General features: G+C 64.4%; 22 protein-coding genes. 11 read left to right on the top strand and 11 right to left on the bottom strand.

The genetic code is table 11. The annotated features are described in order from the left end of the window. Positions 1-98: 98 nt before the first annotated feature. The 3 genes from fsa to PCJ49_RS11005 all read left to right on the top strand — a co-directional run bounded on the left by fsa (position 99) and on the right by PCJ49_RS11005 (position 2,548). On the top strand, positions 99-779 hold the full coding sequence (fsa, locus tag PCJ49_RS10995; protein ID WP_269911178.1) for a fructose-6-phosphate aldolase: 681 nt from the start codon (positions 99-101) through the stop codon (positions 777-779). Positions 780-849: 70 nt separating this feature from the next. Then, entirely contained in the window at positions 850-1,581 is a 732-nt protein-coding gene (locus PCJ49_RS11000; RefSeq protein ID WP_269910970.1) for a DUF484 family protein, read from the top strand. A 4-nt stretch (positions 1,582-1,585) separates the two neighbouring features. Further along, positions 1,586-2,548, top strand: coding sequence for a tyrosine recombinase XerC (locus PCJ49_RS11005; protein ID WP_269910971.1), 963 nt, complete (start codon positions 1,586-1,588; stop codon positions 2,546-2,548). Between the two features lie 110 nt (positions 2,549-2,658). Here the strand turns inward: PCJ49_RS11005 and PCJ49_RS11010 are convergent, their stop codons facing one another. Further along, a complete protein-coding gene (locus PCJ49_RS11010) occupies positions 2,659-3,780 on the bottom strand; it encodes an alkaline phosphatase D family protein (RefSeq protein ID WP_269910972.1) in 1,122 nt (373 codons plus the stop codon). A gap of 69 nt (positions 3,781-3,849) precedes the next feature. Next, entirely contained in the window at positions 3,850-6,114 is a 2,265-nt protein-coding gene (locus PCJ49_RS11015) for a TonB-dependent receptor (RefSeq protein WP_269910973.1), read from the bottom strand. Positions 6,115-6,368: 254 nt separating this feature from the next. Here PCJ49_RS11015 and PCJ49_RS11020 point away from each other — a divergent pair, with 254 nt between their 5' ends. Next, complete coding sequence (locus PCJ49_RS11020; protein ID WP_269910974.1) at positions 6,369-7,238, top strand: 50S ribosomal protein L11 methyltransferase; 870 nt, start codon at positions 6,369-6,371, stop codon at positions 7,236-7,238. A 224-nt stretch (positions 7,239-7,462) separates the two neighbouring features. On the opposite strand, the gene PCJ49_RS11025 is transcribed toward PCJ49_RS11020, so the two are convergent. Continuing rightward, positions 7,463-8,086: a LysE family transporter gene (locus PCJ49_RS11025; protein WP_269910975.1), complete on the bottom strand. Its 624-nt coding sequence runs from the start codon at positions 8,084-8,086 to the stop codon at positions 7,463-7,465. A 92-nt stretch (positions 8,087-8,178) separates the two neighbouring features. Here PCJ49_RS11025 and PCJ49_RS11030 point away from each other — a divergent pair, with 92 nt between their 5' ends. Both PCJ49_RS11030 and PCJ49_RS11035 read left to right on the top strand, forming a co-directional pair. Next, positions 8,179-8,652: an Lrp/AsnC family transcriptional regulator gene (locus tag PCJ49_RS11030; RefSeq protein ID WP_089287677.1), complete on the top strand. Its 474-nt coding sequence runs from the start codon at positions 8,179-8,181 to the stop codon at positions 8,650-8,652. Beyond that, the gene (locus PCJ49_RS11035; RefSeq protein WP_269910976.1) at positions 8,649-9,542 is read left to right on the top strand and encodes an EamA family transporter; all 894 of its coding nucleotides are present in this window, start codon (positions 8,649-8,651) and stop codon (positions 9,540-9,542) included. Before PCJ49_RS11030 ends, PCJ49_RS11035 begins: the two co-directional genes overlap by 4 nt. A gap of 94 nt (positions 9,543-9,636) precedes the next feature. On the opposite strand, the gene PCJ49_RS11040 is transcribed toward PCJ49_RS11035, so the two are convergent. After that, the gene (locus PCJ49_RS11040; RefSeq protein WP_269910977.1) at positions 9,637-10,209 is read right to left on the bottom strand and encodes an MOFRL family protein; all 573 of its coding nucleotides are present in this window, start codon (positions 10,207-10,209) and stop codon (positions 9,637-9,639) included. A 135-nt stretch (positions 10,210-10,344) separates the two neighbouring features. Between PCJ49_RS11040 and PCJ49_RS11045 the strand changes: the two genes are divergently transcribed. Further along, entirely contained in the window at positions 10,345-11,166 is an 822-nt protein-coding gene (locus PCJ49_RS11045) for an N-formylglutamate amidohydrolase (protein WP_269910978.1), read from the top strand. On the opposite strand, the gene PCJ49_RS11050 is transcribed toward PCJ49_RS11045, so the two are convergent. Beyond that, positions 11,129-11,305: a hypothetical protein gene (locus PCJ49_RS11050; RefSeq protein ID WP_269910979.1), complete on the bottom strand. Its 177-nt coding sequence runs from the start codon at positions 11,303-11,305 to the stop codon at positions 11,129-11,131. The genes PCJ49_RS11045 and PCJ49_RS11050 overlap by 38 nt on opposite strands. 188 nt (positions 11,306-11,493) lie before the next feature. On the opposite strand from PCJ49_RS11050, the gene PCJ49_RS11055 reads away from it, so the two are divergent. Continuing rightward, positions 11,494-11,796, top strand: a complete 303-nt coding sequence (locus PCJ49_RS11055; RefSeq protein WP_269910980.1) for a DUF1244 domain-containing protein — start codon at positions 11,494-11,496, stop codon at positions 11,794-11,796. Between the two features lie 61 nt (positions 11,797-11,857). Here PCJ49_RS11055 and PCJ49_RS11060 read toward each other — a convergent pair whose 3' ends face one another. The 3 genes from PCJ49_RS11060 to PCJ49_RS11070 all read right to left on the bottom strand — a co-directional run bounded on the left by PCJ49_RS11060 (position 11,858) and on the right by PCJ49_RS11070 (position 13,501). After that, the gene (locus tag PCJ49_RS11060) at positions 11,858-12,202 is read right to left on the bottom strand and encodes a hypothetical protein (RefSeq protein WP_269910981.1); all 345 of its coding nucleotides are present in this window, start codon (positions 12,200-12,202) and stop codon (positions 11,858-11,860) included. Between the two features lie 167 nt (positions 12,203-12,369). Beyond that, on the bottom strand, positions 12,370-12,891 hold the full coding sequence (locus PCJ49_RS11065; protein WP_089287669.1) for a hypothetical protein: 522 nt from the start codon (positions 12,889-12,891) through the stop codon (positions 12,370-12,372). After that, entirely contained in the window at positions 12,881-13,501 is a 621-nt protein-coding gene (locus PCJ49_RS11070) for a response regulator transcription factor (protein WP_160105718.1), read from the bottom strand. Before PCJ49_RS11070 ends, PCJ49_RS11065 begins: the two co-directional genes overlap by 11 nt. Before the next feature lie 681 nt (positions 13,502-14,182). Between PCJ49_RS11070 and rho the strand changes: the two genes are divergently transcribed. Together rho and PCJ49_RS11080 are read left to right on the top strand one after the other, a co-directional pair. Beyond that, on the top strand, positions 14,183-15,451 hold the full coding sequence (gene rho, locus PCJ49_RS11075) for a transcription termination factor Rho (RefSeq protein ID WP_153204029.1): 1,269 nt from the start codon (positions 14,183-14,185) through the stop codon (positions 15,449-15,451). A gap of 439 nt (positions 15,452-15,890) precedes the next feature. Further along, complete coding sequence (locus PCJ49_RS11080; protein ID WP_269910982.1) at positions 15,891-16,184, top strand: hypothetical protein; 294 nt, start codon at positions 15,891-15,893, stop codon at positions 16,182-16,184. Positions 16,185-16,270: 86 nt separating this feature from the next. Here PCJ49_RS11080 and PCJ49_RS11085 read toward each other — a convergent pair whose 3' ends face one another. Further along, entirely contained in the window at positions 16,271-17,107 is an 837-nt protein-coding gene (locus PCJ49_RS11085) for a hypothetical protein (protein ID WP_269910983.1), read from the bottom strand. A 211-nt stretch (positions 17,108-17,318) separates the two neighbouring features. On the opposite strand from PCJ49_RS11085, the gene PCJ49_RS11090 reads away from it, so the two are divergent. Further along, entirely contained in the window at positions 17,319-18,611 is a 1,293-nt protein-coding gene (locus tag PCJ49_RS11090) for a hemolysin family protein (protein ID WP_269910984.1), read from the top strand. Between the two features lie 30 nt (positions 18,612-18,641). Here PCJ49_RS11090 and PCJ49_RS11095 read toward each other — a convergent pair whose 3' ends face one another. Next, positions 18,642-19,664 carry a response regulator gene (locus tag PCJ49_RS11095; RefSeq protein WP_269910985.1) on the bottom strand — a complete coding sequence of 341 codons (1,023 nt, stop codon included), beginning with the start codon at positions 19,662-19,664 and terminating at the stop codon, positions 18,642-18,644. Next, complete coding sequence (glgX, locus tag PCJ49_RS11100) at positions 19,657-21,864, bottom strand: glycogen debranching protein GlgX (RefSeq protein WP_269910986.1); 2,208 nt, start codon at positions 21,862-21,864, stop codon at positions 19,657-19,659. Before glgX ends, PCJ49_RS11095 begins: the two co-directional genes overlap by 8 nt. Between the last annotated feature and the right edge of the window lie 136 nt (positions 21,865-22,000).

The following is a 22,000-nucleotide window of genomic DNA, read 5'->3' on the forward strand; positions in this document are numbered from 1 at the left end:
AGTGCTGGCGGGCGGATGCTGCTTTGGGTATTGTCCGCGCCATCGTGGCGGCCCTGGTACGGGGGCGCCCACCCATTGCCGTGCAGGACGCCCTTGCCATGAAGTTCTTTGTTGATACCGCTGACCTGGCCGAAATCCGCGATCTGGCTGCCACCGGCCTGCTGGATGGCGTGACCACCAACCCGTCGCTGGTGGCCAAGGCCGGCCGCAACTTCATCGAACTGGTCGCGGAAATCTGCGACGTGGTCAGCGGCCCGGTCTCTGCTGAGGTGGCCGCCACCGATTTCGACACCATGCTGAAGGAAGGCCGCCATCTGGCCAAGATCGCCCCGAACGTGGCGGTGAAGGTGCCGCTGACCCCGGCCGGTCTGAAGGTCTGCCGCACGCTGGCCAATGAAGGCACCATGGTCAATGTGACCCTGTGCTTCTCCGCCGCCCAGGCCATCCTGGCCGCCAAGGCTGGTGCTGCTTTCATCTCCCCCTTCGTCGGTCGCCTGGATGATATCGGCCAGAACGGCCTGACCCTGATCCAGGAAATCGTCGAGATCTATGCCAACTACCCGGCCTTCACGACCGAGGTGCTGGTGGCGTCGGTGCGCAACCCGATCCATGTGGTGGAATCGGCCCGCATGGGTGCGCATGTCGCCACCATGCCGCCGAACGTGATCCGCCAGCTGGCCGGCCATGTGCTGACCGACAAGGGCCTGGCCCAGTTCGTCTCCGACTGGGCCAAGACCGGCCAGTCGATCCTGGATCAGGAAATCCCGGTCCGGAAGTAAGTGATACAGCCCCCTCCGCCGGAATCGGGGGAGGGGGCCTGTTTTCTGCTGCCATGGAAGGTTCGCGCTCATGACCATCGGCCCCGATCCAAGCGCCAATGCCGCGATGGATGAGTTGACGGCCGATGATGTGGCGGAATTCCTGAAAGAACATCCGGACTTCCTGACCCGCCGGCCGGATGTCATTCCGTACCTGATCCCCCCCGCCGGTTCGCATGGCGATGGTGTGGTGGATATGCGGCAATATCTGCTGGAAAAGCTGCGGGGAGAGCTGGGGCGCCTGTCCGACCAGCGGCGGGAACTGGTGGAAACCACCCGGGCCAATTTCCTCAACCAGCAACGGGTTCATGCCGCCGTGCTGCACCTGCTGGCAGCGCAAGGGCTGGAAGAGCTGGTGCGCGCCGTGACCGGCGATCTGGCGGTGCTGCTGGACCTGGATGCCGCCGTGCTGGTGATGGAAAATCCCGATGACAAGATTGCCGTGCTGGCCCCGCTGACCGGCCCGGCCGGGCTGGTAATGACCCCGCCAGGGGCGGTGAACCGCCTGCTGGGCCGGTCCGATGTGGCGCTGCGCGGGGATATTTTCGGGGCGGCCGACCTGTGGGGCCATTGCGAATTCCCCGTGCGGTCGGAAGCCCTGGTCCGCCTGCGCTTTGGCGCGACGGAGATGGGGGAGGGGACGGAGGGGCTGCTGGCCTTCGGTTCCATGGAACCGGACATGTTCCATCCCGGCCAGGCGACCGACCTGCTGGTCTTCCTGGCTGGCGTGGTGGAACGCGCCATCACCCTGCGGCTGGATTGAGGATATGGCGGGGCCGGCCCCCTTTCTGGGTTTCGCCGCCCAGCCCGATCTGGCAGACGCCATTGACCGTTGGCAGCGCTGGCTGGTCAATGAAAAGGGCTGTGCCCCGGCAACGCTGAAATCCTACAGCACCGATTTGGCGGGTTTCCTGGCGTTCATCGCGGAATATCGGGGGCGTGCGGCGGGCCTGAACGATCTGTCTGCGCTGGGATTGGCTGATTTTCGCGCCTGGCTGTCGGCGCGGGCAGGGGAGGGGGCGGCGGCAGGCACGCGGGCACGCGGGCTGGCCGGGGTGCGCAACCTGTTCCGCTGGCTGGATCGGCAGGGGATTGTGCATAATCCGGCCATCCAGATTCTGGGCAGCCCCAAGGTGAAACGCCCGCTGCCCCGGCCGCTGACCGCCCCTGATGCGGTGCAATTGCTGGATGCGGCGGCAGAGTTGCCGGAAGCGCCCTGGATCGGGCTGCGCGACCGGGCCTTGCTCACCCTGCTCTATGGCTGCGGCCTGCGCATTTCCGAAGGGCTGGCCCTGAACCGCCATGATCTGCCGCCGGGGGCGGAGACGGTGCGGGTACTGGGCAAGGGGGCCAAGGAACGGCAGGTGCCGCTGCTGCCGGCCGTGCATCAGGCCGTGGCGGCTTATCTGGAGGCCTGCCCCTTCCGTCTGCCGGGCAGTGCGCCCCTGTTTCTGGGCGCGCGGGGCGACCGCCTGAATGCCTCTGTGGCGCGCAAGGCGGTGCAGGCGCTGCGCGGGTTGCTGGACCTGCCGGACAGTGCCACCCCCCATGCGCTGCGCCACAGCTTTGCCACCCATCTGCTGGGCAGCGGGGCCGATCTGCGCGCCATTCAGGATTTGCTGGGCCATGCCAGCCTGTCCACCACCCAGCGCTATACTGATGTGGATGCGGAAACACTGCTCTCCGTCTATGAAAATGCCCATCCCAGGGCCTTGGGCAAAGACAGGTAGTACCAACCGGCCTGAAGGTTGACCTTCAGGCCGGTTGGCGGCCCGCCGCTCGTGCGGCGCAAGCCAAGGGCGCGGAAGCGCCCGCTTGGCGATGACAGAGATTGGGATAATCACCCAACCCGCAGGTCGGCCAGCCGCAGGCCCTGGGCCAGTTGCCGCTGGCCGGCCACATCATGAATGCCGATCTGCACGGAACCCGCCGCCCAATCCACCTCGATCAGGCCGAAATTCTGTGACCGGTACGCCTCCCCCACCCGGCGCGCGTTGGGCGGCAGCACCGGCCATACCTCCGTCAGGCCGGAAGAGGTGAAGTCCCACAGCGGATAGGGGACATTCAGGTCCAGGCGGGAAAATTCGGCATAATGCGTATCGCCGGAAATGCAGAACAGGCCATTGGCCCGTTTCTGGCGAATCACCTCGATCAGGCGCTGGTGATCATGGGTGAAGTTGATCCAGGCCTCCCAGCCGGGAAAGTCGGAAACGACCTGAAGCGAGGAGGCCAGGATACGCAGGTCGGCCGGCTGGGCCAGCCGTTCTTCCAGCCAGCGCCACTGGGTCTCCCCCATCTGGCTGGCCCCATCTTCCGGCTGGCGTTCATAGGGACCGGGCACGGATTTGCCCGCCGCATGGCGGGCCTTGGCCCAGGTCTCATAATCCTGCCCGCCCATATCGATGGTCTTCAACGGTGCCCGGTTCCAGCGCAGGTCCGGCAGGATGATCTGCAGGCGCTGGCCGGCGGGCCCGAACAGGTAATCGGTATAGATGCCATCGGCCCGGCTGCGGCGGATGCTGTCGGCCGGTTCTCCGAAGAAATCACAGAACAGGCGGCGGCTTTCCGCCTTCATCGGGTAATCGGCGCCAGCATCATTCTCGCCGAAATCATGATCGTCCCAGGTGGCGACGATGGGCACGGCGTCGCGCAGCTTGCGAAAGCCCGGCTTGGCCGCCAGCAGGGCATATTTGGCCTTCATGTCCTCGACATTGCGGGTGTCGAGATAGACATTATCCCCCAGCAGAATCATCAGGTCCGGCTTGGCCGCCAGAATGGCGTCCCAGATCGGCTGATCCTTGCTTTGATGCGCGCAGGAGCCGAAGGCGATGCGGGTCGGCGTGGCCGTCGGTGCCAGCCGTTTCACCGACTGGGCACTTACCTTCGGTGCCACCGTGGCAGCGGCGGAAAGGGCGGCCATGCCGGTCAGCAGGGTGCGGCGATCAAGCGGGGAACGGGACATCGGTTGCATCCTGACATGGGAAAGGCGCCGGGGAACGCATCCCCCGGCGCCTCTCGTAATAACCTGATTTTAGAACTGCTTCTTCAGGGAGATGAAGAACTGGCGCGGCGCGCCGGCCAGCATCGTCTGGGCATTGCCCTTCGGATCGCTGTTCACGAAACCGTTCGACCCGATGGTGGAGACATATTCCTTGTCGAACAGGTTGGTGACATTGGCCTGGATTTCCATGCCTTCCAGCCACGCCCCGCCTTCGAAACGATAACCGACAGTGGCATCAACCAGCGCGTAGCTGTCCACCGAGCCATCATTCAGATAGGTGTAATAGCGCTTGGAGGTGTAGGACGCCCCCAGCTTGCCGAACAGGTTGCCGTCATCATAGGAGACCTCGCCCTTCAGCAGATGCTTGGGCGAATTGACGACGGTCTTGTCCTTGGTGCGGATGGTGTCTTTCCCATCCAGCACATCGTCATCATAGGAACTGTCATTGTAGGTGTAGGAGGCGAACAGCGACACCGCGTCGGTCAGGTTATAGGTACCAGCCGCTTCCAGGCCGCGCGTCGTCACGCTGCCGACATTCTGCAGGGAGGGCGGCAGACCCAGGATGCCGGACCCGACAGTGACCGTCAGCAGACGGTTATCAAATTTCACATCATAGGCGGCGAGCACGCCCTGGAACCGCTCCACCCGGAAGCGCCAGCCCAGTTCGAAGGTGCGGCTGGATTCCGGTTCCAGCGTGCCACGGATCTTGTTGAAGGCTTCCGCCGTGGTGCTGAACGGCCCGCCAGTGCCCGACGATTCGAAGGCACGCATATTTTCGGCATAGGAACCGAAAATCTGATGCTCGTTGGTGATGTCGAACAGGAAGCCGGCCTGGGGCAGGAAATTATCCTCGGCCTTGATGGTGCCGGTCTTCACCGGGCCCGTCAGCGTATTGGCCTTGTTTTCCACATTGACCGACTTGAAGCCGGCATTGACGGTCAATGCATCGGTGACCCGCCAAGCGTCGGACAGGTGGAACTGCGTGGTCTTGGTGTTGAAGCTATATTCCCACTGGGTAAAGAACGGCCCGGTCTGGAACTGGGTGGCCGAACGGCCCGGCGAGGTGCGGTTCAGCCCATAGAAGCGGCGAGCATGGTTGAAATCATTATCTTCAAACCAGACGCCACCATTGATCTTGTGATCGCCCAGCTCCACCGTCAGGCCGCCGATGCCACCGAACCGCTCAATATCATATTCGGTGGTGCGGATAGAGATCGGGCCGCCGCCCGGCGTCTGCAGATAGGGGGTGAACCAGACGCCCTGGCCCTCATTCTTGTGGCCATAGCCGGTCAGGTCCAGCGTCACCACATCATTGATCGGGTAGTTCAGGGTCAGCGCGCCGACCGTATCCTTGCGCAGGCCGGCGGCATCATAATAGGCATCGTCCTGGGACTGCACCGGGGCCGGATAGGCACCTTTGACATTGCCGTTATAGATATCGGCCACCTGAACAGCCAGACCCCAGTTCTTGGCGAAATTGTCCCAGTCATAGCCGAGCCGGTTGATCATCGACAGGGACAGATCCTGGTAATCATTCTCGCGCCGGTCGGACCAGTTGACCCAGCCCGTCAGCGTGCCCTCGCCCACCGGCTGCACCGCCTTGAAATTCAACTGATCCTGGCGCTGGATGCCATCGCCCTTCCACTTTTCCGCATTCTGGCGGGTATAGCTGAGATAGGCGCGGGTGCCGGTGGACAGCTCCCCGGTTTCCAGCCGCACGAAGCCACGGCCGGTATTTTCCGACCCGAACATGCCGGCGACGGTGGCGCCGGCATCCTTGGACGGATCGCGGGAGGTGAACTGCACCGTGCCGCCCAGATTGCTGGTCGATGCGGTGGCCAGCGAACCGGCCCCCTGCGCCACCGTCACCGCCCCGACATTTTCAGAGCTGATGGCGCGAGAGATGTGCAGGCCGTTATGGTTGCCATAGGACATGTCGCCCAGCGGCACCCCATCCAGGGTGAAGCCCAACTGGGTCTGGTTGAAGCCACGGATGCTGATGCGGGCCGACCATTCATAGGCGCCGAACGGATCGGCGGACTGGAAGCTGACGCCCGGCAGCTTGTCGATCGCCTTCAGCGGGCTGGTGCCCGGCGCTTCCAGCGCGATGGCGGCGGCGGTCACACCCTGGACCTGCCGGGCCTCACCACGGCCGAAAACGATAATCTCGTCGATCATCTCCGCCGCATCGGCCACCTGGGTCGCATCGGTAGCCGTGGTGGTCTGGGCCAAAGCCGGCGTGGCGGCGAACAGCAGGGCCAGCGCGGTGCCGGCCAGAAGGCGCTTGTCAGTCATGATGAGGCTTCCCTTACAACACCGCTGTTTGGCTTATATTGCGGCGCAGCATGGCGATAGCAGGGGAGCGTTTCAGGATTTTGACAGTCAAGTTCCTGAATTATTAACCTTATTCTCTCAACCCATGACCTGATCCGCCGTCAGGGCGCGGCACGCCTGCGGCAAAGCTGCATTGAAGGCACCGCCCGCCCAAGCTAGAACAGGCATCTCGCAACCATTCACCAGACAATCCCGGACCAGGGGCGGAGAGTTTCATGCAGCCGATGTGGCGTGTCGCGTTCGAAGTGCCGGAGGCGCTGGTCCCCGTTTTCGCCGATATGGTGGAACCGCATGTTGATGCCGTTTCCACCTTCGAGCTGCAGGAAGGCGGCCAGTGGCTGATCGAATGCACCTCCTATAACGAGCCCGACACCACGCGCATCGGCATGAAGCTGGCCGTGCTGGCCGCCGCCCATGGCATCGCCGAACCGGAGATGACCAAGGAGCCGCTGGCCCCCATCGACTGGGTGACCCAGACCTATCTCAGCTTCCCGCCGATTACGGCCGGCCGCTTCTTCATTCATGGCAGCCACCATAAGAAGCCCGTACCCAAGGGCAAGATGGGGCTGCAGATCGAAGCCGCCATGGCGTTCGGCTCGGGCGAGCACGCCACCACCCAGGGCTGCCTGCGCGCCATTTCCGAACTGGCCGCCAAGGGGCGCATCAAGGATGCGCTGGATATGGGCTGCGGCTCCGGCATCCTGGCCTTTGCGCTGGCCAAGCTGGCCCATGTGCCGGTGATCGGCGTGGATATTGACGAGCTGTCGATTGAGATCGCGCAGGAAAATGCCAAGCTGAACCGGGTGCACAAGCTGGTGAAGCTTTATGCCGCCAATGGCTATGCGGCGGAAGCCGTGCGCCGGCATGGCAAGTTCGACCTGATCGTCGCCAATATCCTGGCCCGCCCGCTGGCCAAAATGTCGCCCAGCCTGCGCCGCCACCTGCAACCGGGTGGCACCGTCATCCTGTCCGGTCTGCTGCACCGGCAGGAACCGCTGGTGATCAACGCCCACCGCGCCCAGGGCCTGCGGCTGGTCAAGCGCTTCCGCCTGGGTGACTGGTCCACCCTGGTGCTGAAGGGCTGATGCCCGGATGACCGCGCCAGGGACAGGCGGTGACGTCGTCTCTTGCTCCCTCCCTGCCTCCCCCGCGAAAGCGGGGGTCCAGGGGCCAAGGGCAATAAAGTGTGGTTCTTGCGGCCCCTGGATCCCCGCTTCCGCGGGGAAGGCACCTGGTTCCAGGGGACTATGTTGGTGCCTATGAGCGCCGACCGGGGCGCCCCGTGGAAGGGCGTCCCCCCGCCTGCCCCTCAAATCAACGTCCGCACCGCACCCGCCAGCGCATAGAGCCCCAAGGCGGCCAGCAGGATGCCGGTGCCGATATTGATCCAATGCACACTGTTGCCCGTCACCCGGCGGCGCAGCAGGGTGACGCCGCCGCACAGGATGGCCCACCAGAGCAGCGATCCCAGAAAGATACCCGCCACCAGCGTGGCATCCTGTGCCGGCCCCTTGGTATGGCCGAAACTGACCACGATGGTGCCGATGCCCAGGATGGTCACCGGGTTGGTAATGGTGAACAACAGGCCCGTCGCCACCGACGCCGGCAGGTTGCCCGCCACCGGCACCGCCGTCAGCGGTTTGGGATCGCGCAGGAAACTATGGACAGCCACCCCCAGCAGGAACAGGCCGCCCACGATCTGCAGCGCCAATATATTGCCGGTGATGATATCCAGCACGGCGGTGATGCCAAAGGCGGCAATGGCGCTGAAGCCGGCATCGGCGATGGCGGCCCCGATGCCAGTGGCGAATCCAGTCGCCAAGCCGCGTTCCAGGCTGCGACGGATGCATAACAGGCCGGTGGGGCCAACCGGGGCGGCAATGATCAGGCCCAGCACCATTCCCCGCCACAGGATGCCCATTTCTTCCAGCAATCGACGCACTCCTGCAACAGGGTCAAGGCACTGTCACATCACCTTCACGCTGACGCATGACAGGCGGTTTTGGTTAAGGCAGGATAACGATCATGTCTGACCGTCATCCCCCCGCACACGACCCGCTGGACGAGATCAACCTGCACCTGCTGCGGGAGCTGCAGCGCGATGCAAGGCAATCTTTCGCCGATCTGGCCCGCCAGGTGGGGCTGACCGCCCCGGCCGTGGCGGAGCGGGTGCGCCGGATGGAAGCCTCGGGCCTGATACAGGGCTACCGGGCGGAGGTCAACCATGCCGCCCTCGGGCTGCGGCTGAATGGCTTTGTGCGCCTGCGCATCCTGCCCGGCCGGGATCAGGCGCTGGTACGATTCGCCGCCAACCGGCCGGAGGTGCTGGAATGCCATCAGGTGACGGGGGATGAAAGCTATCTGCTGCGCATCGGTGCGCGCGATGTGCATCATCTGGACCGGCTGCTGACCCAGCTGGCCGATTATGGTGCCACCCATTGCGTGATGCTGCTGTCCACCCAGGTGGAGCACCGGGTTCTGGAGCCCTTGCCGGCATGAGTACGATCACCGCCGGGGCCAAGGGCCCCACCCTGCGACGCGCCACCCTGGTGGGGGCCAGCGCCATCCTGATCTGGTCCACCCTGGCGCTGTTGACAGCCCTGGCCGGGCCGGTGCCGCCCTTTCTGCTGGTGTCGCTGTCCTTCGGCGTCGGCGGGCTGGTCAGCCTCTGCCTGCTGCTGGTGCTGGGACGTCCGCTGGCCCCGCTGCTGCGCCAGCCCTGGCCGGTCTGGGCGCTGGGGATCGGCGGGCTGTTCGGCTATCATTTCCTCTATTTCCTGGCCCTGCAATCCGCACCGGCGGCAGAGGCCAACCTGATCAATTATCTCTGGCCGCTGCTGATCGTCGTCTTTGCCGGGCTGCTGCCCGGTGAAAGGCTGGGCCGGGCGCAGGTGCTGGGGGCCTGCTGCGGGCTGGCCGGCACCTTGCTGCTGGTTACCGGCGGCGCGGGGCTGGCGGTGAAGGCGGAATATCTGCCCGGATATCTCTCCGCCATTGCCTGTGCGGTCACCTGGGCCGGCTATTCAGTGCTGTCACGCCGCTTCGGCGCAGTGCCGACAGAGATTGTCAGTTTCTTCTGTCTGGCCACGGCCGCCCTGTCCGGCCTCTGCCACCTGCTGTTTGAGGTGACGGTCTGGCCGCAGGGCTGGGGCTGGGCCGTGGTGGCGGCCATGGGCATCGGGCCGGTGGGGCTGGCCTTTTTCGTCTGGGACCATGGGGTGAAGCGCGGCGATATCCAGACGCTGGGGGCACTTTCCTATGCCACACCACTGCTGTCCACCGCCCTGCTGATCCTGGCTGGTCGCGCCGCACTCAGCTGGGTGGTGGGCGCCGCCTGCCTGCTGATCGTCGGCGGCGCCGTGGTGGCGGGCCGGCGGCTGCGGGGATAGAAAACCCCGCCTTGATCGCGACCTGACCGATCAAGTCAGATTTTGCGTCTCGTCAGACGCTGGGCGGCGGCATCCGCGCCCTTGGTTTGGGTGATTAAAGCACCAGGATGGCGCGGAAATCCCGCATCCGTGCCTCCGTGGGGGCGGGGGGCAGCAGATCGTCCAGGCTGGCGAAAAAATGCAGGGCCTCCCCCTGATCCAGCAGGCTGCCCGGTTCCAGCCCCAGCGCCAGGGCGCGCGACAGGCTGTCCGGGTGCAGCAGGGCGCCGGCAGCCGTGCCCCCGCTGTCCAGCCCCTCGGTATCGGCTGCCAGCGCCCAGATGTCGCGGGCGCCATCCAGTGCCAGCCCCAGGCCCAGCAAATAGGACAGGTTGCGGGCAAGGTTATCCTGGCCGCGCAGCCGCTGCGGGCTGGCGCTGGAGAAAATCACTGTGCCCGGCGGCGTGGCCCGTGCCAGATCGGCATGGGGCCGCACCAGGGCCGCGACGCTGGCATCCGGCACGGTCTCCAACTGGATGGTTTCCAGGCCCAGATCGCTGGCCATCGCTGTGGCCGCTGACAGGGCGGCGGCAGACCGGTCACGGGAGGGGTGGGGCTGCCGGTCGGCACTGGCGGCCAGTGCCGTCTGGTAAAGCTGACGCAGCAGATCGGGTGGCGTCTGGGTCATGGCGTTATTCCTCCATGGCGGGACGGGTTCCCCTGAACCATTCATGAAACACCGGTGACGGGCAGTTGGCTCCGCAAGGCAGGTGTGATGCCGCCCCTTTGCGGCCGCCCAATGATGCGTTAAAGCTGGGGAACCATGCTGGAAGCCCCTCTCGACACCCCCCTGCTGACCGCGGCCGATCCGGCCCCCGTTCGGCTGCTGAACCCGCAATCGGCCAGCCCGATCCTGCTTGTCTGCGACCATGCCGGCAATTCGGTGCCGCAGGCGCTGGGCGACCTGGGCGGGGTGCCGGCGGCAGAACTGGACCGGCATATCGGTTGGGATATCGGTGCGGCGGCGGTGACGGCGGAACTGAGCCGGCGGCTGGATGCAGCCGCCATCCTCACCGTCTATTCGCGTCTGGTGGTGGATTGCAACCGCCGCCCGGATGACCCAACCAGTATGCCTACCGTCAGTGACGGTACGCCGATTCCGGCCAATGCGGATATGTCCCCAGCCGCCCGGCAGGCGCGGCTGGATGCTTTGTTCCATCCCTATCATCAGGCGATCAGCGCCCGGCTGGCGGCCATCCGGCATGGCGGACGGCAGCCGGTGCTGGTTTCCATCCACAGCTTCACACCGGCCATGCGCGGCGTGGCGCGCCCCTGGCATGTCGGGGTGTTGTGGAACCAGGATGGCCGGATCGCCCTGCCCCTGCTGGCGGCACTGCGGGCGGAAGGGGATATTGTCGTGGGCGACAACGAACCCTACAGCGCCCGCACCGGCACCGATTACACCATCATCCACCATCCAGAACCGACCGGCATTCCCAGCGTGATGCTGGAAATCCGTCAGGATCTGATTGCCGATGCGGCGGGGGCGGCGGCCTGGGGGGAACGGCTGGCCCGGTTGTTGGGGCCGCTGCTGGCGGCCCCGACCGTCAGCGCGCCGCCTCAAACGCCCGCAGCAGGCCATTAAAGTCCAGCGCCTGGAGCTGTTGCACCAGGTTTGAAAATTCATTGCTGGAACGGCGCAACTGTTCAGCATGGAAGTTGATATTGGCCAAGTTATTGGCCAGATGCCCCTGGGGCAGGCGGGTACGCATATCGATGATCATGGGGCCTCCGCTGGCGGGGGAACTCGACATAGCGAAACCATATATAATATCGATACTTTCCCAAGATGTGTCCGGCGACAACAAAATTAAGTGGTTAATGGAAGAAAGTTCCAATCTTTATGATGACGCGTCGCCTTGTTTTGAAAAGGTGATGAAATCTTGACCAGTTTGACAATGCAGGAGGCAATATGGACAAGCAGACACAGACAGAACTGGAGGCTGCCGCTTTTCGCCGGCTGGTGGCGCATCTCCAGCAACGCACGGATGTGCAGAATATCGACCTGATGAACCTCGCCGGATTCTGCCGTAACTGTCTGGCCAAATGGTATCGGTCAGCGGCGGAGGAACACGGGCACAGTCTCAGCTATGATGAGGCGCGCGAGATCATCTATGGGATGCCCTATGAAGACTGGAAGCGCCTGCACCAGCGCGAGGCGACGGCTGAACAGCAGCGTGCCTTTGACAGCAGCCAGCAGGGCGGGGGGCATTGATCATAATGTCGGGGAAGGGGGAGGTTGGTGCTACCTCTTCCCCCCTGTCGATAAGGGTCTTTTAAGACCCTTTGCGCTGCAACCGGGCTTCTTCCGCAGCGCGGCGGGTCTGTTGCCAGGCCTCCAGCGTGCGGCGGAGATTGGCGGCAGCTTGGCGCTGACGGGCAGTGGTTTCCGTCGACCCGGCGCTCAAGGATTGATAAAGCTCCTCCTCCTCCAGGCAGGCCTCATACCGCAAGAGTGCCTGGCGGTCGCGGTCGATGGCGGCGACGGCATCCGTGCCGGTACCGCCATTCAGTTGCGGCATGGTGCAGGCGGAAGGGGCTGCTGCAGTTGCCACGCCGCCCAGCAGAACCATGAAAGCGGCGAAAATCCCGGCGCCCAGTGCCTTGATGTGTGTCTTCATGCGACACCTCTCTTGTCAACCCGAAGGTAGCAAGGGCAACTGTGGCACGATCCAGGGGCGGGGGACAGCGACTTATTGCGGCGCGGTAACGGGCTGGCGCATTGCAGCGCCGTGTCCGGGGGATGACAGCGGGGCACTATCTGGCACGCCGTCATCCATCCAGAACATTAACCCCGCTGGACCGACTCCCGCAGCAGGATGGCCAGCGAAGCGGCTGGCATGGCGGGGTCACGGGTCAGCAGCGGCAGCCCGGCTGTTGTGGCAGCCTCTTCCACATGCACGGCCAGAACCGGTTCCACCAGCACCAGATCCCAGGCCTTGGGCGCCCGCGCCAGGGCCTGATTGGCCCGGCTGACGCTGTCCACCAGGGTGATGTCGCAGCCGAAACCATCCAGCGCCAGCACCAGCATGTCGGCATCACTGGCGCTGGACACCATCAGCACCCGCACCGTCTCCTTCGGGCTGGATGGGATCATGTCGGCCAGCCGCATCGCTTCCGCCCCGGCCTGCCGAATGCGGCTGGCAAAGGAGCGGCTGTCGCCTTCCGGCAAATCCGCTTCCAGCAAGGTGGCGAAGCCCTGGATGGCGTTCAGCGCGTTGATCAGATCGTGGCGGAAGCCGCGCGGCAACCCGTTGGGGTCGCGGGGCAGATCGGCCGGTACGGCGGCCTTCCCCGTTTCAGCGGGCAAGACCCAGCTCCACCGCGCGCATGGCCGCCTGGGTGCGGTTCTTCGCCCCCAGTTTGCGGCAGAGCCCCCGGATATGCAGCTTCACCGTCACCTCCTCCAGCTCCAGCGCGCGGGCGATCTCCTTGTTGGACTGACCCTTCAGCAGGAAATCCAGCACCTCCCGCTCCCGGCGGGTGAAGGTGCCGTTCAGCGCGTTGCCGTCGGCCTGGGTGGCCGTCTCCGCCATATTGTCCGGCACGAAGACTTCACCGGCCAGCATCCGCTGCAATGCCTGCAGCAGCATCGTGCCGGGCAGGGTCTTGGGCAGGAAGCCGACGGCGCCATGGGCCAGCGCCAGGCGCACATCCTCATTCTTGGCTTCGCCCGACATCAGGGCGATCTTCAGGGAGGGGTAGCGTTCCCGCAGGCGCACCAAGCCGTTCAGCCCGTTCATCCCGGGCATCCGCAGATCCAGCAGCAGGATATCGAAGGCGATACCATCATCCAGCGCCTTCAGCGCCTCACTGACGGTGCCCACACCCCTGACAATGGTGCCCGGTGCTTCCCGCTCGAAATGCGAGCGTAAGGCATCACGGACCAGCTCATGATCATCGGCAATTAATAGACGCATCGACATACCGTCCAGCCCTGACCTATCCTTGTGCATATATTACAGGAACAACCGTTTAAGCATAGCCCGCATTTGTCGGTTGCGCATTTTTATACAGCTTTCGTCCTGACGGTGAGTCCGCAGGGCAACGGATTGGCACCTTTTGCCACAACCGGGCGCTTTTGCTTTGACTTGAACCGCACGCTGGGCTAACCATCTGTCCAGAAAGCTGCTGGCGCAGCCGTTCCCTGCGGGTTTTTATCTTCTTACCCGCCTGCCGTCATGTCTGGCGATGGTTTCATCGCTGTCATGCCGTGCAAGGGGAAACATTCCCGCCAGGGAATGTGGTGGTCGCCTGTTCTGATCCGACCGGTTTGCCCTTCGGCCGATTGACCCTCGGCTGGGACGTGCCGGTGGTGCTTTCCCCTCCGCAGATATCCCGGCCGATCTTGCCCCCTGTGACACGCTGCACGATCCGACTCCACCCAGATATGCCGCCCGCTGCCGGCCGACCGCAACAAAGGCGGTCTGCCATCCGTTATCGGGATCATTGATCCGGCATGACCGGTCCCTGCCGCCGCCCCTGTGGCGGCTGACGGTGGGGCGGGTTTCGCCAGCGCGCTCCAGATTATCTCCCCTTCCATCAGGACGATCTTCCGCCCTCCCGCAACCGGTCCCAGGGACCGCCACCATAAGCCCGCGATGAATCTCCAGGAACTCAAGGCCAAAACCCCCGCCGAACTGCTCGCCTTCGCTGAAGAGCTGCAGATTGAGAATGCCGGCACCCTGCGCAAGCAGGACATGATGTTCGCCATTCTCAAGCAGTTGGCGGAAAATGACGTGCCGATCTATGGCGAGGGGGTGTTGGAGGTGCTGCCCGACGGGTTCGGCTTCCTGCGCAGCCCGGAGGCGAATTACCTGCCCGGTCCGGACGATATCTATATTTCGCCCAGCCAGGTGAAGCGGTTCGGCCTGCGCACCGGCGACACGGTGGAAGGCCAGATCCGGTCGCCCAAGGATGGGGAGCGCTATTTCGCGCTGCTGAAGGTCAACACCATCAATTTTGACCATCCGGACAAGGTGCGCCACCGCATCAATTTCGACAATCTGACCCCGCTTTATCCCGATGAACGGCTGAAGCTGGAGATTGAGGTCGATAATAACGGCAAGGGCCGCAAGGACATGACCACGCGGGTCATCGATCTGGTGGCCCCGCTGGGCAAGGGCCAGCGCGCCCTGATCGTGGCACCGCCGCGCACCGGTAAGACGGTGATGTTGCAGAACATCGCCCATTCCATCGCCACCAATCACCCGGAAGTTTATCTGATCGTTCTGCTGATCGATGAACGTCCGGAAGAAGTGACCGACATGGCCCGTTCCGTGCGCGGCGAGGTGGTCTCCTCCACCTTCGACGAGCCGGCGACCCGCCATGTGCAGGTGACGGAAATGGTGCTGGAAAAGGCCAAGCGCCTGGTGGAGCACAAGCGTGACGTGGTGATCCTGCTGGACAGCATTACCCGCCTGGGCCGCGCCTATAACACCGTCGTTCCCTCGTCGGGCAAGGTGCTGACCGGTGGTGTGGATGCCAACGCCCTGCAGCGCCCCAAGCGCTTCTTCGGTGCTGCCCGCAATATCGAAGAGGGCGGCTCGCTCACCATCATCGCCACCGCGCTGATCGATACCGGCAGCCGCATGGACGAAGTGATCTTCGAAGAGTTCAAGGGCACCGGCAACAGCGAAATCGTGCTGGACCGCAAGCTGTCCGACAAGCGCGTCTTCCCGTCGCTGGATATCCAGAAGTCTGGTACCCGCAAGGAAGACCTGCTGGTCGATCGTGGGGCCCTTGCCAAGATGTGGATTCTGCGCCGTATCCTCAACCCGATGGGTCCGCAGGATGCCGTGGAGTTCCTGGTCGACAAGCTGAAACAGTCCAAGACCAACAACGATTTCTTCGACAGCATGAACCAGTAAGGTTCGGCTGCTCCGCGATCCCAAGGGGCGTGTTCCATGCCCCTTGGAGGCCGGCGACTGCTGGCCCGCGCCCCCTTGGGCGCGCAAGCCAAGGCGGCGGATGCCGCCGCCCGGCGCTTGAGGGAACATAAAAAACCTCAGGAGCTATCAACCATGGCTCTTGAGGTGACAGGAAAAAGCCGTTGCCGGTTCCACCCGGCAACGGCTTTTTCCTTTTTGTCACCGGGGGCGTGATTTGCATCACGGCGTCCCTGTCTGATCCGGCCTAGGGTCGGTCTATGCCCAGCGGCATGGTTCCGGCGCAGAAGTATAGGTTGGGCCAAATGCCGCTCTGACAGGGTATTTTGGACATTGGAATGTCATGGAACCGGCGCATGATAGTGGCGTTATTGCAGCCAACATGGAACGCCGCCGAAAGACACCAGAGGGAGAAGCCGCGATGACGATCATGATCAACGATCCCGCGCAGACCCGCACCGCCCATGGCCGTGAGGGCCAGTTTGTCGATGCCAAACCCGTGGCCGAGCATATGCTGGGCATCAGCCTGCCCGAATTGGCCAAGGCCGACCGGCGCGAGGCCAGCCTGGGCGAATTGCTGGATGATCCGATCATGCATCTGCTGCTGGCCCGCGACGGCGTGAAGCGCGAAGAGGTACTGGATATCGTCCGCACCGTCGCCAGCCGTATGGCCTGCAATGATTGCGGCAAGCCCGCTGGGCTGGCTGTGGCCTGAAGCGGTCGCTGTTTCGATCAAGAATAATCGCCACCTGCACAATCCCCGTCCTGGCCTGCCCAGGACGGGGATTGTCGTATGGAGCCTTACGCCGCCGCGCTGGCAGGCAGGGGGACCGTGGCGGACGATACGCGACCACTGGCCAGCAGCACTGCGTCCGCCAGCCCCTGGGCCACCAGATTACAGCCGGCAGCGCCAGCATTGACGATCAACTTGCCACGGTAAAGGGCACGTGCCAGGGCGACAGCCTCGTCCGGCGCCCAGCCGACCTGGAGATGCAGAAAGCCGATCCCTGCCTTCTCCAGCAGGTCCAGCGCCTCGGCCAGACGGGCCTCCGCCATGGCGGGCCGCCCGCGGGCACAGGCCCCGCCCAGGCCAAGCCGCACGCCGGTGCGGGCCGACCCCATCACCTCCGTCACCGCATCGACGATCAGCCCCAGCCGCCCGGCCAGCCCATGCGGCCCTGCCGTCAGCCCCAGCGCGTCGATCTCCACCGCATCGAAACCGGCCTGTCGGGCGCGGTTGGCGGCGATACCGAACAGATCGGCGAGTTTCTCACCATCCTGGGCGATCCGCCAGCAATCGGCATGGTAGAGGCGGGCCGCGAGGCGGCCATCGGCCTGATGCACCGTGTCGCTGATGCCACGCCAGGCGACGGCCTGTTCGGGGCTGTACAGGCCAGGGGTGCCCGGATGCACGGTCGGGTCCGGTACGACATGGGCCGGCTCCGTCAGCAGCAGACCAGCCCTGGGGGCAAGGGCTGCGTACTGTTCCAGCATTGCCAGCGATGGCACATGGCCAGCCCCGGCCTGACCCTGCAGCCCCGGCCCCATCACCACCCGGCTGGGTAATCGCAGGGAACCCAGCCGGACCGGGCTGTTGAGCGGGATATCGGTGGGGGATGGCTGGCTGCTGTGTGGCATGGGCGTGCCCTTGGGCTTTGCGGATAATTTCCCCCGCCTGGAGCCATGGGCGGGGAGCATGGCGGGAAGGAAACGGGGCTGCCCGCCCGTTGGTTGCATCAACCGACGGGCAATTTTGCTTTCAGGCTGCAACCGCCCTCGCATTTCTGCCGCAATGCGTTAGGATGGCAGATGCGGGCCGCCTCCTGGCTCGCGTCACATAACGCAGAAGATGGTTTCGCTCGAACTCGCCGCGGTCCTGTTCCTCATTCTCCTCAACGGTTTCTTTGCCATGTCGGAACTGGCGGTCGTCTCGGCCCGCAAGATCCGCTTGCAGCAGATGGCGGAGGAGGGGCGGCGCGGCGCCACCGTTGCCCTCGCCCTGCAGGAAGATCCTTCGCGCTTCCTTTCCACGGTGCAGATCGGCATCACGCTGATCGGTGTGATTAATGGCGCCGTTGGTGGCGCTACTCTGGCCGCCCGGCTGGGGCCGTGGATTGATGAACTGCCGGGCATGGCCGGCTATGGTCAGGAAGCGGCCCTGGCCCTGGTGGTTATCGCCATCACCTATCTGTCGCTGATCGTCGGCGAACTGGTGCCCAAGCGCGTGGCACTCAACAATGCGGAGGGCATTGCCACCTTCGCCGCCCCGATCATGCGCTCCTTGTCCAAGGCCACGGCGCCGTTCGTCTGGCTGCTGGGTGCCTCCACGGAAGCGATGTTGAGGCTGCTGCGGGTGCCGGAAAAGGCCGAGCAGACGGTGACCGAAGAAGAGGTGAAGAGCCTGATCGCCGAGGGCACGGCCAGCGGTGTCTTCGATCCGGATGAAAAGCGCATGATCGAAGGTGTCATGCGTCTGGCCGATCGCACCGTGCGTTCGATCATGACGCCCCGGCCGGAGGTGATGTGGCTGGATATTGACGATCAGCTGGACAATATCAAACGCGATATCCGGGAAAGCGGGCATTCCCGCCTGCCGGTCTGCCGCAGTGACCTGGATGATGTGCTGGGCATCGTCCACACCAAGGATCTGCTGCACCGGATGCTGGAAGGCGAAGCGCTCGATCTGCGCCCCGCCGTGCGCGATGCGCTGGTGGTACATGACGGCACGGAAGTGATGCGCCTGATGGAACTGTTCAAGCAGTCGGGCGAGCAGATGGCCATTGTGGTGGATGAATATGGCTCGGTGGAAGGCATTGCCACCCTGACCGACGTGCTGGAAGGCATTGCCGGCGAACTGCCGGATATTGGTGATGAGGATGCGGATATCGTCCGCCGCGCCGATGGTTCCCTGCTGATCGACGGCATGATGGCCGTGGAAGAGGTGGAGGCCCATCTGGGGTTGAAGAGCCTGCGGGACGAGGAAAGCGGCTATCACACGCTGGCCGGTTTCCTGCTGTTCAAGTTCGGCCATATCCCCACCGCCGGCGAACTGGTGGAGCATGATGGCTACCGGTTCGAGGTGGTGGATATGGATGGCCGCCGCATCGACAAGGTGCTGGTGGCCCCCATCGGGTCGGCATAGTGACCCCATAAAGGACAGGATGACGGGGGGTTACCCCCGTGCCTCAACCTCTTTTTCTGCCGGCGCCCCGGCTGGTGCCGCCGCTGCGGCCGGGGCGGCCTTGGCCTGGGCGATTTCGGCCAGACGGTTGCGATAGCTGGTCACCGCCCCCCGTACTTCCTGTTCCACCACACCAATGTTGGACCGGCGGGAGGTGGCGGCGGCGATACCGATGGCGGCGGCCAGCAGGGCCGGCATCCCGCCGGCCGGCTTGTCCGGTGCCGCCTTGAAAGCCTCCAGCGTGGCGCGAATCGTGGTGGCATAGGTCTCCAGCGTCGGCCGCAGGTCCGAATCCGGCCGCAGCCGCCGCATCAGATCATCCAGCACCGGGCCGATGCGCAGCAGATGGTCGGCCGCCATCTTGTCGCCGCCGGCACTGGCGCCCGGTGCAGCGAAATCGGCCAGAAAGGCCAGCTGGAAGCCGCCGCGCACCACCTTCTGCACATTGATGGCCTCCAGCGCGTCGGCCACGGCATCGTTGATGCGGGCCTTGTCGAACAGGCCGGTTACCTTCAGGCGCAGGCTGTTGGGCACGTTGAACAGGGGGATCTGTATCCCCTCGCGCGGCTGGCGCCGCCGGTCCGGGCCAATATAATCGGCGGTGACGACAAAGCCCTTGCGCCCGTCGATCAGGTTGGTCAGCCGGTCCTGCACCTGCTTGGCGCTGAACGGCTTTACCATCAGATCATCGGCACCCGATGCAGTGAAGCGCATCATCAGCGGCTGGGTGGGCTGCCAGGTCATGGCGATGATGCAGAGGAAGGGATTATGCGGCTGCTGCGCATGGCGCAGATTCTGCACAAAGCGCAAGCCCTCCGGCTCTGCTGCGTCGGCATCGATGAACAGCAGGTCCGGCGGGCTGGCCAGCAAGGCTGCCGGCACATCGGTGGTGTTGGGGAAATCGGTGATCTTGTCGATCCCCACGCGGGACAGAATACCCCGCAGCAGGCGGCGCGTATTGCTGTCCTTATCGACGATCATCACCTGCACAGGGCGGAAATCAACATCAGGCATGGACCGTCCCCTCCAAACCGCTATCGGCAACAGGTGCCTGATCTGCGTTACTTTCCACCAGCTGATAAAGCCAGCAGCTGCGGCCGGGCAGGGTGATCGGCTGGCCAGTCACCGGCAGCAGGGGGCCGGGACTGGCCGTCGGTTCCCCCGTGGCGGAACCAGTATCCAGCAGGCAGTGCCAGCCATTGCCCCCCGCCACGGCGGGCAGGATGAAGGGCACAGGCTCCGGCGTGGCATTGACGATCAGCAGCAGCACCTCGTCCAGCAGCGGCGCGCCATCATGGCCCGGATGCACACCCGCCCGCCCGTTCAGCAACAGGCCCAGGCAGCGGGCCTGACCGTCGCGCCATTGTTCGGGCGCCTTTTCGGTGCCCTGCGGGTTGATCCAGGTGACATCCTTGACGCCGTTGGCTGAGACCTCCCGCCCATGCAGGAAACGCCCGCGCCGCAGCACCGGGTGCTGGCGGCGTAAGGCGGTCAGGCGGGCGACGAAGCGGGTCATCGCCCGCCCGGCAATGCCCGTCCCCTCCCAATCCGTCCAGCTGACCGGGTTGTCCTGGCAATAGGCGTTGTTATTGCCCTGCTGGCTGCGCAACAGCTCATCCCCGGCCAGGATCATCGGTGTGCCCTGGGAAAATAGCAAGGTGGCCAACAGGTTGCGGGCCTGCCGGTGGCGCAGGGCCAGAATGGCGGGGTCATCCGTCGGTCCCTCCACCCCATAATTGGCGGAAAAATTGGCGTCGTGCCCGTCGCGGTTGGCTTCCTGATTGGCCTCATTATGCTTCACCTCATAGGCGTTGAGGTCGGCCAGGGTGAAGCCATCATGCGAGGTGACGAAATTGATGCTGGACCAGGGGCGGCGGTGCCCATGGTCGAACAGGTCAGCCGACCCGGTCAGCCGGGCCGCCAGTTCCGGCAGCATCCCTTCATCCCCGCGCCAGAAGCGGCGGGTGGTGTCGCGGAACCGGTCGTTCCACTCACTCCAGCCCGAGGGATATTGCCCGACGCGATAGCCGCCGGGGCCGATATCCCAGGGCTCCGCAATCATCTTTACGCCGGCCAGCAGCGGGTCTTGCCGCACGGCATCCAGAAAGCCGCTGCCGGGGTCATAGCCATGGGCCTCGCGCGCCAGCGAGGTTGCCAGATCGAAGCGGAAACCATCGACATGCATTTCCCCCACCCAATAGCGCAGACTGTCCATCACCATCTGCAACACGCGGGGGTGGGCAAGGTTCAGCGTGTTCCCCGTGCCCGTGTGATCCTGATAGAAGCGCTTGTCCTGCGGTTGCAGCAGGTAATAGCTGGCATTGTCGATGCCGCGGAACGACAGGGTGGGGCCCAGATGGTTGCCCTCGCCCGTGTGGTTGTAAACCACATCCAGAATCACCTCGATCCCGGCATCATGCAGGCGGGCCACCATGCTTTTGAATTCGCGCGTTGACCGGCCGGTCATATAGCGCGGTTCGGGCGCGAAAAAGCCGATGCTGGCATAGCCCCAGTAATTATGCAGCGACCGTTCCACCAGATGCCGGTCATCGGTGAAGGCATGGACGGGCAGCAGCTCCACCGCTGTCACGCCCAGCCCCTTCAGATGGTCGATCATCGCCTGGCTGGCCAGACCATTGAAGGTGCCGCGCATTCCGGGTGGCACGTCGGGATGGTTCAGCGTCTGGCCCCGGACATGCGCCTCATAAATGATGGTGTCGGTCCAGGGGATGCTGGGGCGGCGTTCGCTGCCCCAGGTGAAGGCGGGGTCGATCACCCGGCATTTCGGCATCCCGCGTGCATTGTCGCGCCGGTCCAGCGACAGATCTTCCTTGGCCGCGCCGACGCGATAGCCGAAATGCGCATCCGACCAGCGCATCGGCCCTTCCAGCGCCTTGGCATAGGGGTCCAGCAACAGCTTGTTGGGGTTGAACCGGTGCCCGCGTGACGGGTCATAGGGCCCATGCACGCGATAGCCATAAAGCAGGCCGGGCCGCGCATCGGGCAGATAGGCGTGCCAGACATCATCGGTGCATTCCGGCAGGGTGATCCGCTCAATCTCCCGCAAGCCATCACTGGCGAACAGGCAGAGTTCCACCTTTTCGGCATGGGCGGAAAACAGGGCGAAATTCACCCCGAAACCGTCCCAGGTGGCCCCCAGCGGATGGGGACGACCCGGCCAGACGGTGCTTCGCGCAGCCCCTGTTGTTCGCATCCCCGACCCTGCCCCTTCATGACGCCCTACCACCGACCTTGATGCCGGTGTTTCCATGCAATGCACAATGCCAACAGCCGGGGGCTGCGCCAAGCCCTGCTTATGCAAGTGCCGCATAACCGCGCTTCAACCCATG

Origin of the sequence: Niveispirillum sp. BGYR6, assembly GCF_027568365.1 — a bacterium.
Classification (GTDB): Bacteria; Pseudomonadota; Alphaproteobacteria; order Azospirillales; family Azospirillaceae; genus Niveispirillum.